The organism is Bacillus rhizoplanae, from assembly GCF_917563915.1.
Classification (GTDB): domain Bacteria; phylum Bacillota; class Bacilli; order Bacillales; family Bacillaceae_G; genus Bacillus_A; species Bacillus_A rhizoplanae.
The window spans coordinates 190,841-203,306 of the sequence record NZ_CAKJTI010000001.1; the positions used below are offsets into that span (position 1 = coordinate 190,841).

9 protein-coding genes are annotated in these 12,466 nt (G+C 36.8%); 7 read left to right on the forward strand and 2 right to left on the reverse strand.

Going from position 1 to position 12,466, the window contains the following annotated elements; genetic code table 11:
• Window positions 1-148 precede the first annotated feature (148 nt).
• The gene (locus tag LRP84_RS01085; protein ID WP_230573382.1) at window positions 149-646 is read right to left on the reverse strand and encodes a molybdopterin-binding protein; all 498 of its coding nucleotides are present in this window, start codon (window positions 644-646) and stop codon (window positions 149-151) included.
• Window positions 647-799: 153 nt separating this feature from the next.
• Between LRP84_RS01085 and LRP84_RS01090 the strand changes: the two genes are divergently transcribed.
• The 3 genes from LRP84_RS01090 (at window position 800) to pyc (ending at window position 6,199) form a co-directional block, all read left to right on the forward strand.
• Complete coding sequence (locus LRP84_RS01090; RefSeq protein ID WP_230573383.1) at window positions 800-1,084, forward strand: Fpa/YlaN family protein; 285 nt, start codon at window positions 800-802, stop codon at window positions 1,082-1,084.
• A 139-nt stretch (window positions 1,085-1,223) separates the two neighbouring features.
• Entirely contained in the window at window positions 1,224-2,420 is a 1,197-nt protein-coding gene (locus tag LRP84_RS01095) for an FtsW/RodA/SpoVE family cell cycle protein (RefSeq protein WP_230573384.1), read from the forward strand.
• Window positions 2,421-2,752: 332 nt separating this feature from the next.
• Window positions 2,753-6,199, forward strand: a complete 3,447-nt coding sequence (pyc, locus tag LRP84_RS01100; RefSeq protein ID WP_230573385.1) for a pyruvate carboxylase — start codon at window positions 2,753-2,755, stop codon at window positions 6,197-6,199.
• 219 nt (window positions 6,200-6,418) lie between these two features.
• On the opposite strand, the gene LRP84_RS01105 is transcribed toward pyc, so the two are convergent.
• The gene (locus LRP84_RS01105; RefSeq protein WP_230573386.1) at window positions 6,419-7,366 is read right to left on the reverse strand and encodes a COX15/CtaA family protein; all 948 of its coding nucleotides are present in this window, start codon (window positions 7,364-7,366) and stop codon (window positions 6,419-6,421) included.
• Window positions 7,367-7,881: 515 nt separating this feature from the next.
• Between LRP84_RS01105 and cyoE the strand changes: the two genes are divergently transcribed.
• The 4 genes from cyoE to LRP84_RS01125 all read left to right on the forward strand — a co-directional run bounded on the left by cyoE (window position 7,882) and on the right by LRP84_RS01125 (window position 12,466).
• The gene (gene cyoE / locus LRP84_RS01110) at window positions 7,882-8,805 is read left to right on the forward strand and encodes a heme o synthase (protein ID WP_230573387.1); all 924 of its coding nucleotides are present in this window, start codon (window positions 7,882-7,884) and stop codon (window positions 8,803-8,805) included.
• Window positions 8,806-8,897: 92 nt separating this feature from the next.
• Window positions 8,898-9,947, forward strand: coding sequence for a cytochrome c oxidase subunit II (coxB, locus tag LRP84_RS01115; protein WP_230573388.1), 1,050 nt, complete (start codon window positions 8,898-8,900; stop codon window positions 9,945-9,947).
• Between the two features lie 33 nt (window positions 9,948-9,980).
• Window positions 9,981-11,843, forward strand: a complete 1,863-nt coding sequence (gene ctaD, locus LRP84_RS01120) for a cytochrome c oxidase subunit I (protein ID WP_230573389.1) — start codon at window positions 9,981-9,983, stop codon at window positions 11,841-11,843.
• Window positions 11,843-12,466: a cytochrome (ubi)quinol oxidase subunit III gene (locus LRP84_RS01125; RefSeq protein WP_230573390.1), complete on the forward strand. Its 624-nt coding sequence runs from the start codon at window positions 11,843-11,845 to the stop codon at window positions 12,464-12,466. The genes ctaD and LRP84_RS01125 overlap by 1 nt, the downstream gene beginning before the upstream one ends.

The window sequence follows — 12,466 nt, forward strand, 5'->3', positions numbered from 1 at the left end:
CACTCTTATTTGTTTATCCCGCTATTCGCGGAACCTCTTCTAAGAAAACTAAGAAAACTAAGAAAAGAGATAGGGGATAATGGCCTGTAAAAGTCCAATTGGTGAGAGTTTTCCATCAGTAGGGGCCCCTACTGATGGAAGTTTCACTTTACACGATGGTAAACTTTCGAATGTATCGAATTGGATCATTGACATTAGAGCTATCTCCAAAATAAAGATGAACAGGACCATCTTCTTTTAGCGGCTTTCCGTTTTTAGAAAAACCGAGAATAGCATCCTTTGCTTTTTGTAATGGAATAGTTGTAATGCCAGTTTCTGTATGAATTTCTACATGAGTTGCATCGCTGGGAATTTCAGCATTTTGTAAAAAAGGAGCGAGCGGTATACCAAATGTCCCTGTAATAATTTTCTCTTTTTCAAATCTTGCAATGCTTTTATTGACAGGCGGGAAAATAGCTCCTTCTCTAATTTCACGATCCCAATGTTTAGATGCTTGTTTCGTATAGTGGTCTAACTCATTTGTTGTTTCTTTTGGACTTGTAAAGTATGTTGTTAAGTCAACTTTTCGATCATCAAAAATCCAGACACTTGGATCAATTGTAATTGGAAAGCGTACATTTCCGTTAATAAATAAAATTTCACTCATTATTGTTCCCCCATTTGTCTTATACTCCCACTTTTCAGTATAATAGCACTATGGACAATTGTCACAGGAAATGTTTCTATTGCAATTTATGAAAACTATCGCTAATATTAATAGATAGGATAGGAGAGTAGGACGGAAACGGAGGGAACCAATTTGGCGTCTGAGACAGTAACAAATCATCAGGAAAAGGCACTTGCCCTTCTACAAGCTGATGCTGAGAAAATTCTAAGACTTATTAAGGTGCAAATGGATAACCTTACGATGCCGCAATGTCCATTATACGAAGAGGTGCTCGACACACAAATGTTTGGCTTATCCCGTGAAGTTGATTTTGCGGTTCGTCTTGGTCTCATTGCGGAAGAACAAGGTAGGGAAATATTAGGAGAATTAGAACGAGAGCTATCGGCACTGCATGAAGCTTTTACAAACAAACAATAATAGCTGGTTCAAATAAGGAGCTCAAACTGAATCAGTTTGAGCTTTTTTGTGTAAAAAAATGGTTTTCCTGAAAAGCAGGAAGAACACAAATACATATGGAATACAACTGTTAAAAAAGAAAAGAGAAAGAGGATTTTGAATGAAAAGAGTTTGGAAGTCCATAGATTATTCTTTAGTGCTTCCTCTTGTTATCGTATGCGTGCTCGGAGTCATCATGGTATATAGTTCCAGTTCTATCGTTGCGATTACAAAGTATTATCCGAAATATGGATGGACGAGCGATCACTTTTTTCGATCGCAGTTAAAAGCAATGTTAGTTGGGACAATCGGATTGCTTGTTATCATGTTTATTCCTTTTCAAGTATGGAGGAAGCGCATGGTTACCGTTTTAATCGTTCTCGGTAGCATCGGTATGCTGCTAATAGTATTAAAATGGGGAACGGTTGTGAACCATGCAAAATCATGGGTATTTGGGATGCAGCCTTCAGAGTTTATTAAAGTAGGAATTATCATTGTATTAGCACGTTTCTATGCAAAAAAGCAAACGACAGATGTACCGATTTGGCACGGTGCTGGTCGAGTAGTTGCTTTTTTAGTAATTACAATTTATTTAATTTTGAAACAGCCTGACTTAGGAACAACATTATTAATTCTTTCAACGATTGGAATCATGACGTTCTGTTCGGGCATACCGTTTCAACTTTGGATGAAACGAATTGCCCTTACATCTATTATATGGATTCCCTTGGGGTATTTCATAGGGAAAAATGTTTTATCAGATGTTCAAATTGCACGTTTTACCACATTTTGGAATCCGTTTGCGGATCCACAGGGAAGTGGATTTCAATTAATTAATTCGTTTGTTGCAATCGCTTCTGGTGGTATAAGTGGTAGAGGGTTAGGAAATAGTATCCAAAAGTATGGGTATTTACCAGAGCCACATACAGACTTTATTATGGCAATTGTATCTGAGGAATTAGGTTTCGTTGGAGTAGCGATTATTTTAATATGTTTACTAGTCATAGTCGTCCGTGCTTTTCGAGTTGCACAAAAATGTCAAGATCCTTTTGGGAGTCTACTTGCAATCGGAATAGGTAGTATGATTGGTGTGCAAGCAATTGTAAACTTAGGCGGAGTTACTGGATTTTTACCGCTTACTGGTGTACCTTTACCATTTGTTAGCTACGGTGGTACTTCTTTAGTAGCAAACCTATTAGCTATGGGAATTTTATTGAATGTAGCTAGCTTTGTAAAACAAAGAGAAAAAAGAGAACAGCAAGGGCGGGAGCAACAGCAACAGCCTAAACAAGAGAGACATCTCGTTGTTGTAAAATAAAGAAGCTTTGTATAAGTGTACAAAGCTTCTTTTTGTGCATAATTCCAGAAAAAAGAACCTGTTTTGGTGGTTTTTAATAAAAAAGTATATCACATTTAATTAAATGTGTTTTACAAAAAGCTTGGTTGTGTATGGAATTTTATGCTATACTAATTTTGTGAGACAAATTGGACAGAAAGCTTATCATTTGTCTAAAAATAAGGTATGATGAATAAAAATAAAGTGCAGCTTTCGGGTGGTGAATACCACTGCTAGAAGTGAGGTACTTATTCCTGCTAAAGCAGGGCAAAGCTATGTTGTTATGAATGGTAGAAAAATAGAGGGGGAAAATCATGAAAAGGCTGCAACGTATTCAAAAAGTATTAGTAGCTAACCGCGGTGAAATTGCGATTCGAGTGTTTCGTGCTTGTACAGAATTAGGACTACGCACAGTTGCGATTTACTCGAAAGAAGATAGCGGTTCATATCATCGATATAAAGCAGATGAAGCGTATTTGGTAGGAGAAGGTAAAAAGCCAATCGATGCATATCTTGATATTGAAGGTATTATTGAAATCGCAAAACGCAATCATGTTGATGCAATTCACCCAGGATATGGTTTTTTGTCAGAAAATATTAAATTTGCAAAACGTTGCGAAGAAGAAGGCATTATCTTTATTGGTCCAAAGAGTAAACATTTAGATATGTTTGGGGATAAAGTGAAGGCAAGAACACAAGCGCAATTAGCAAATATTCCTGTCATTCCTGGTAGTGATGGTCCGATAAGTACAATTGAAGAAATAGAGAGTTTTGCTAAAACGTATGATTACCCGATTATTATTAAAGCAACTCTTGGTGGTGGCGGTCGTGGAATGCGTATCGTACGCAGCGAAGATGAATTAAAAGAAGCATATAACCGTGCGAAATCCGAGGCGAAAGCGGCGTTTGGGAATGATGAAGTATATGTTGAAAAGTTTGTTGAAAATCCAAAGCATATTGAAGTGCAAATATTGGCAGATGAACAAGGTAATGTCGTTCATTTATATGAGAGAGATTGTTCGGTGCAGCGTCGTCATCAAAAAGTTGTAGAAGTAGCACCAAGTGTGTCTCTTTCAGAAGAACTTCGCAATCGTATTTGTGAAGCTGCAGTTCAATTAACGAAAAATGTCGATTATGTTAACGCAGGGACAGTTGAGTTTCTTGTAAAAGAAAACAATTTTTATTTTATTGAAGTAAATCCACGTGTCCAAGTTGAACATACGATTACAGAAATGATTACAGGCATTGATATCGTTCAATCACAAATTTTGATTGCTGATGGCCATGCTTTACATAGCGAAAAAGTAAGTATTCCAAAACAAGAAGATATAATTACACACGGATTTGCGATTCAATCTCGTGTGACAACAGAAGATCCGCTTAATAACTTCATGCCAGATACAGGGAAAATTATGGCATATCGTTCTGGTGGTGGTTTTGGTGTCCGTTTAGATACAGGAAACAGCTTCCAAGGTGCAGTTATTACACCATATTATGACTCATTACTTGTAAAAGTAACAACTTGGGCGTTAACATTTGAACAAGCTGCAGCTAAAATGGAACGTAATTTAAAAGAATTCCGTATTCGTGGTATTAAAACAAACATTCCGTTTCTAGAAAACGTTGTAAAACATAAGAACTTTTTAACAGGAGAATATGATACATCGTTTATCGATTCTTCGCCGGAATTATTTGTATTTCCGAAACGAAAAGACCGCGGTACAAAAATGTTATCGTACATTGGTACAGTAACAGTCAATGGATTTCCTGGAGTGGGAAAACAAGAAAAACCGATTTTCGCAGAAGCGCGCGTTCCAAATGTGAAATATATTGAACCGATTCCAACTGGTACGAAGCAAATTTTAGATGAGCGCGGAGCTGATGGATTAGTAAAATGGGTTCAAGAACAAAAACAAGTTTTATTAACGGATACTACATTCCGTGATGCTCATCAGTCATTATTAGCAACACGTATCCGTACACAAGAGTTGAAACAAATTGCTGAACCAACAGCAAGAATGCTACCGAATTTATTTTCGGCAGAAATGTGGGGCGGAGCAACATTTGATGTCGCGTATCGTTTCTTAAAAGAAGATCCATGGGAACGTTTATTACAATTACGCGAGAGCATGCCAAATGTATTATTCCAAATGCTTCTTCGTGCTTCAAATGCAGTAGGATATAAAAACTATCCAGATAACTTAATTCAAAAATTTGTAGAGTGTTCTGCGCAGGCTGGCATTGATGTATTCCGTATTTTTGATAGTTTAAACTGGGTAGAAGGTATGCGCGTTGCAATTGATGCTGTACGTCAAAGCGGTAAAATTGCAGAGGCAACAATGTGTTACACAGGTGATATCCATGACCCAATGCGCAGTAAATATGATTTGAATTACTATAAAAACTTAGCAAAAGAGTTAGAGGCATCAGGTGCTCATATTTTAGGTATTAAAGATATGGCAGGATTATTAAAACCAAATGCAGCATACGATTTAGTATCCGCATTAAAAGAGACGGTATCGATTCCGGTTCATCTTCATACGCATGATACGAGCGGAAACGGTGTATTAACATATGCGAAAGCAATTGAAGCTGGAGTTGACATTGTAGACGTTGCGGTAAGCTCTATGGCAGGATTAACATCTCAGCCGAGCGCTAATACGTTGTTCTATGCATTAGAAGGAAATGAAAGACAACCGAATGTAGATGTGAAATCTTTAGAGAAGCTCTCTCATTATTGGGAAGATGTTCGTAAATATTATTCTTCATTTGAAAGTGGAATGAATGCACCGCATACAGAAGTGTACATGCATGAAATGCCAGGTGGTCAATATAGTAATCTACAGCAACAAGCAAAAGCTGTCGGTTTAGGAGATCGTTTTGATGAAGTGAAAGTGATGTATCGCCGTGTCAACGATATGTTTGGTGATATTGTTAAAGTAACTCCATCGTCAAAAGTAGTGGGTGATATGGCTCTATTTATGGTACAAAATCATTTAACAGAGAAAGATATTTATGAGCGTGGTCATGCATTAGACTTCCCAGGATCAGTTGTAGAAATGTTCTCTGGTGATCTTGGACAACCGTACGGTGGTTTCCCGAAAGAGTTACAAGAAATTATTTTAAAAGGAAAAGAGCCTTTAACAGTAAGACCAGGTGAACTGTTAGAACCAATTGATTTTGAAGGGGTAAAAGAAGAGTTATTCCATAAGCTTGGTCGTGAAGTAACGATGTTTGATATTGTAGCGTATGCGTTATATCCGAAAGTATTTATGGACTATCAAAAAGTTGTAGAGCAATATGGAGATATCTCTGTTCTTGATACACCAACATTCTTCTATGGTATGAGACTTGGTGAGGAGCTTGGTGTGGAAATTGAACGTGGTAAAACATTAATTGTGAAATTAGTTTCGATTGGAGAACCACAATTAGATGGTACACGTGTTGTCTATTTTGAATTTAACGGACAACCTCGTGAAATTATTGTAAAAGATGAAAGTGTCAAAGCGACAGTTTCACAACGAATGAAAGGGAATCGCGAAAATCCAAATCATATTAATGCAACAATGCCGGGAACTGTAATTAAAGTAGTAGTAAATGAAGGAGATATAGTGAAAAAAGGTGATTCCATGGCAATTACAGAAGCGATGAAAATGGAAACAACTGTACAAGCTCCATTTACTGGTACGGTGAAAAAAGTGTATGTGAAAGATGGAGAGGCAATTCAAACAGGTGATTTGCTGATTGAATTGGAACAATAAAATAAAGTGAAACTTCCGTCAGTGGGGGGGCTTTATCTTCCACTGATGGTTAGTTGAACCAATCGGGGTCTTACTACCCGTTAATGCGGGATAAAACTGCTATGCGTACGATTTTTTACACATCTTACTCATTTGACAGTTGTTAAATAAAAAAAGAGCTGCTTTGATGCAGCTCTTTTTGCTTTTTGAAAATAATAACTTGTTGTAATAGAAAAGTTATTATAATAGTTTCTTTTGCTGTGTAGTATGATTCATTTCTGTTTTTTGTATGTTTGTGTTACTACGTGTTGCTAGCATAACTAAATAGCATAATACAGCAAATAAGCATGATATAAAGAGTGAATGCAGAAGTGACATCGTTAAGCTTGCCCCTGTGAATACAACTAAAATACCAGAGATTGCTTGACACATCACAAGGCTAAATGCTGTGATCCACCCATAATATATAACAGCTTGTTGTTTATATTGCCGGATAGCTATAATCATTGCGTATAAAATCCAAACAAAAATTAATGTAGCGGCAAATCGATGTCCCATTTGTACCCATTCATGAAATTGAGTTGGAAATGGACTGTTTTTGCTACATAATGGAAAAGTTGGACATGCTAAGCTTGCATGTTCATGACGTACCAATGCCCCTGTATAGACAACAATGTAACTGTAAATTGTTACACCGTAAATATGAAATTTCATCTTCTTATCAATATTAAGTGAGTGGACATCAAACTTTTTATCAATTTCAAAGATGAGGAGTGTCAATAAAATAACAGCAGCAAACGAAATAAGAGAGATACCGAAATGAATTGCTAATACAGCTGGAACTTGTCCCCATACAACTGCAGCTGCTCCCATGAGTGCTTGAGCTACTAAAAATGCGAAAGAAAGAATGGCAAGGGTTTTTGTTTCCCGAACATGTCCGTAGTATTTCCAAGCTAAGACACATAGTAGTGTAACAAGAATCCCTGCAGAGCCTGAAGTAAGGCGGTGACTCAGCTCAATAATTGTGTGCATTGATAGGTGCGAGGAAAGCAATTCCCCGTTACATAGCGGCCAAGATTTACCACACCCTTGTCCTGAACCAGTCTTAGTAACTAATGCTCCGCCAAGGAGAACACATAATAAATCAAAACTCGTAATGACTGCTAACCATTTTATAAAACGTTGCAATCCTTTTCACCAGCTTTCTATTCTAAAGTTATTGTGCAATATTTTAATGAAATAAATATTATAGAAACAGAAATGCACTACAGTCCTATGATATATAAAATCTTATAAAATAGCAAAGGGGGACAGGGAAGGAGAAGATAAGATGAAATAATACTAAAATCTAGAAAATAAATTGCTGATTTTAACAAAATTAGGGGATTTTATAAATAAATAAACGGAAATACATGCGGAATTTGACAAAATGGTTTATTATAAAAGGTAATTACGTGCTATTATGAAGTGAGTAGGGAAAAACTTTTTTAATCATAGACACAAAAAGTTCATGTTTTCTTCACAATTTTTTCATGAAATATGTTTTAATATATTCGAGTGAGAAGTGTATATTAATAGGAGAACCATAAAACAACATTTCTACTGTAATAATATTGTTATATAGAAGCTAAAGAGTGTTTTATTTCGGATAAAATGCTCATTACAGAGTAATTATGATGAAAGTTTTAGAGGGGGTTGAAACGATGAGCCATGCAACAAGTCAATTGCATGAGGAATCAACCGTAACGGATGTGCCGGAAACAAGTCGTGTACAAGATTTGTTAGCGCTTGTAAAAATGGGAATTGTAAATTCAAATACATTAACGGTATTTACTGGTTTTTGGTTGGCTCTACATTTTAATGGATTAAACTTTGTGGATCAGCTGGATAAAATGTTTTTCACAATTGCTGGTTCTGCACTTATTATGGCAGGATCATGTAGTTTGAATAACTACATTGATCGTGATATTGATCATTTAATGGAACGAACAAAAAATCGTCCGACAGTAACTGGGAAAATGAAACCGAGTTTTGTACTAACATTCGGTATTGTACTATTATTATTAGGTTTCGTATTCTTGCTTCTTACAACACCGATGGCTGCATTTATTGGTTTTATTGGAGCTTTCACATATGTTGTGCTTTATTCATTATGGACAAAGAGAGCATATACGCTTAATACAGTAGTAGGTAGTGTATCAGGAGCAGTTCCACCTTTAATTGGTTGGGCAGCTATTGATCCAAGTTTGAATCATCCTATTGCTTGGATGCTATTTTTAATTATGTTTATTTGGCAAATCCCACATTTCCTCGCTCTTGCGATGAAACGTGTTGAAGAATATCGCAATGCAGGTATTCCAATGCTTCCTGTTGTGTATGGATTTGATATTACAAAACGTCAAATTATGATTTGGACAGTATGCTTATTGCCACTGCCATTTTATATGAGTGCACTTGGAGTAACATTTATGATAATTGCAACATTGCTTAACATCGGTTGGATCGTGTTAGGGTTTTATGGCTACCGTAAGAAAGACGACATCAAATGGTCCGTGCAAATGTTTGTATACTCCTTGAATTACTTAACAATCTTATTTATTTCAATGATTGTTGTAACATTCTTCTAAGACAACGACATGAGGGGATTTCTTTACGTTGAGATTTACTTTACTTACTATAAAGTACAATCTAAATAACAAAGAAAGTGGGGGTTGTTTGCATGAAGAAACAGTGGCGATTGCTTTCGCTCGTTTCACTAGTGGCTTTACTGTTAGGGGGATGCGGTAAAGCCTTTCAATCTACTTTGATTCCACAAGGTGAAGTAGCAAAAATGCAATATGATTTATTGTTATTAGCCAGTGCAATCATGGTTGGTGTTGTTCTTGTTGTTACGATTATTTTCTTATATGTAATTGTGCGTTTCCGTCAAAGAAAGGGACAGGAAAACTATATTCCGAAGCAAGTAGAAGGAAATCACAAGCTAGAAATTATATGGACAGTCATTCCAATTTTACTTTTATTGGTATTGGCTGTCCCTACTGTTACATATACGTTTAAACTTGCTGACGTTAGTGCAATGGAGAAAAAGAATATTGATAAAGATACAATCGTTGTTGATGTAACAGCGAATCTTTATTGGTGGGAATTTTCTTACAATAATGAAAAATTAGTAACTTCGCAAGATTTAGTCATCCCTACAGGTAAAAAAGTGTATTTAAATTTAAAGGGTTCTGATATTAAACATTCATTTTGGGTCCCATCTTTAGCAGGGAAAATGGATACAAATCCGGATAATACGAACAAAATGTGGATTAAAGCAGACAAATCGGGCACATATAACGGTTTTTGTGCAGAATTTTGTGGACCATCTCACGCTTTAATGCAGTTTAAAGTTAAAGCTGTTGATGAAAGCGAGTACAAAAAATGGGTTGCTAGTATGAAAGACTTAAATGGCAAGAAAGCTGTTGCTTCTACGCAAGAGCAGGAAGGTAAACAAATCTTTGAAAAGAGTTGCATCGGTTGTCATGCTGTTGGATCAAATGATAGCAGACCGCCTACTGCACGTATTGCACCGAATTTAGCCAACTTCGCAGATCGTGATATGGTTGCAGGTATTGCTGAAAATAATGAAGAAAATGTGAAGAAGTGGTTAAAAGACCCTGAAAGCATGAAACCAGGAAACAAAATGACTGGAAAATACGGTAATCTTACTGACGATCAAGTAGATGCATTAAATGCATACTTAAAAACATTAAAAGTTGAAAAGTAAAGAGAAACTATTTGCGAAGGGGAGGTTGAAAACGTGAGTTCTGTAGCAAAGAAACAGGGAGTGGGCTCTGTAATTTGGGATTATTTAACGACAGTAGACCATAAAAAAATTGCCATTCTCTATTTAATTGCAGGTGGGTTATTTTTTATCATCGGGGGAATAGAAGCATTATTTATTCGGCTTCAGTTAGCGATTCCAAACAATGCTTTTCTCGTTGGGGATATGTACAACCAAGTGTTAACAATGCACGGAACAACAATGATTTTCTTAGCGGCAATGCCACTTGTATTTGCAATGATGAATGCGGCGGTACCACTTCAAATTGGTGCACGAGACGTTGCGTTTCCATTTATTAATGCTCTTGGATTTTGGCTGTTTTTCTTTGGGGGCGTATTTTTAAACTTAAGTTGGTTTTTAGGTGGGGCGCCTGATGCAGGTTGGACATCGTATGCATCGTTATCACTCGCATCAAAGGGACACGGTATCGACTTCTATGTCCTTGGTTTGCAAATTGCGGGTATTGGAACATTAATAGGAGGAATTAACTTCCTTGTTACCATTATTAATATGCGGGCACCTGGAATGACATATATGCGGATGCCGATGTTTACATGGACAACTTTTGTAACATCTGCACTTATATTATTTGCATTCCCACCGCTTACAGTAGGCCTAGCCCTGTTAATGTTAGATCGTTTATTTGGCACAAGTTTCTTTAACCCAGCTTTAGGAGGAAATACGATTATATGGGAGCATTTATTCTGGATCTTCGGTCACCCAGAAGTATACATTCTTATACTCCCTGTTTTCGGAATATTCTCAGAAATCTTCGCGACATTCTCTAAAAAACGTTTATTCGGATATTCATCTATGGTATTTGCAACGGTATTAATTGGATTTTTAGGATTCATGGTATGGGCACATCATATGTTTACAGTAGGTCTTGGTCCAGTAGCAAATGCGATCTTTTCTGTAGCTACAATGGCAATTGCTGTTCCAACAGGTATTAAAATTTTTAACTGGCTCTTTACGATGTGGGGTGGAAGCATTCGCTTTACAACACCAATGATGTGGGCTCTTGGTTTTATTCCATCATTCGTTATGGGTGGGGTGACAGGGGTTATGCTTGCATCAGCTCCTGCTGATTATCAATTTCACGATAATTACTTCGTTGTAGCTCACTTCCATTACGTAATTGTTGGTGGGGTTGTGTTCGGATTATTTGCAGGTGCTCATTATTTTTGGCCGCTTATGTTTAATAAACTCCTAGATGAGACGCTTGGTAAAATTACATTTTGGTTGTTCTTTATTGGCTTCCATTTAACGTTCTTTATTCAGCACTTCCTTGGTTTAATGGGTATGCCGCGTCGCTATTTTACGTATTTGCCAGGACAAGGATTAGAAGTTGGTAACTTAATTAGTTCGGTAGGGGCAGTATTTATGGCTCTCGGAACAATCGTACTGTTAGCTAATGTTGTAAAAACATCCTTTTCTAAAAAACAAGCTGGTCGCGATCCTTGGGATGGTCGTACATTAGAATGGTCAATTCCAGCGCCGACACCTGAGTATAATTTTAAGCAATTACCGTTTGTACGTGGATTAGATCCATTCTGGATTGAAAAACGTGAAGGAAAAAACGAAATGACGCCAGCAGAACCGGTTGGTGATATTCATATGCCAAACGCATCTTTCCTACCATTTGTCATTTCCTTAGGTTTATTTATTGCAGCATTTGGAGCGATGTATATGCACGCGGGGAAAGAGAAAATGTGGCTAGTAGTAGCGATTATTGGTCTTATTATTACCTTTGGAGCAATGCTCTTACGATCTGTAATTGATGATCACGGATATCATATTCATAAAGAAGATTTAGAAGATAAAGGGGGCAAGGCGTAATGCATGCAGAGGAAAAATTAACAAATGAAACCTTTCCAGCAGAGCCTGAAAAAGCAACCCTTGAAGGAAAGAATAAATTTATTGGATTTTGGTTGTTTCTAGGAGGCGAGACAGTGCTATTTGCGTCCTTGTTCGGAACATATTTAGCACTGAAAAATTCAACAAATGGTGGACCATCATCACAAGAAATGTTTCAAATGCCGCTTGTGTTCATTATGACAATGCTTCTTTTAACGAGTAGTTTAACAAGTGTATATGCAATATATCATATGAAGAATTTTAACTTTAAGCAAATGCAGCTTTGGCTTATTATCACTGTATTGCTTGGGGTTGGATTTTTAAGTTTTGAGATTTATGAATTTAATCATTACGTTCATGAGTTTAAACATACGATGAGAAGTAGTGCATTCGGTTCTGCATTTTATGCGTTAGTTGGTACGCACGGGTTACACGTACTATTTGGATTACTTTGGATTTTAACTTTAGTAATCCGTAATGCGAAGCGTGGCTTAAATTTATACAATGCTCCAAAGTTTTACGTTGCGTCAATTTATTGGCACTTTATCGACGTAGTTTGGGTGTTTATTTTCACTGTAGTATATTTAATGGGAATGGTGGGATAA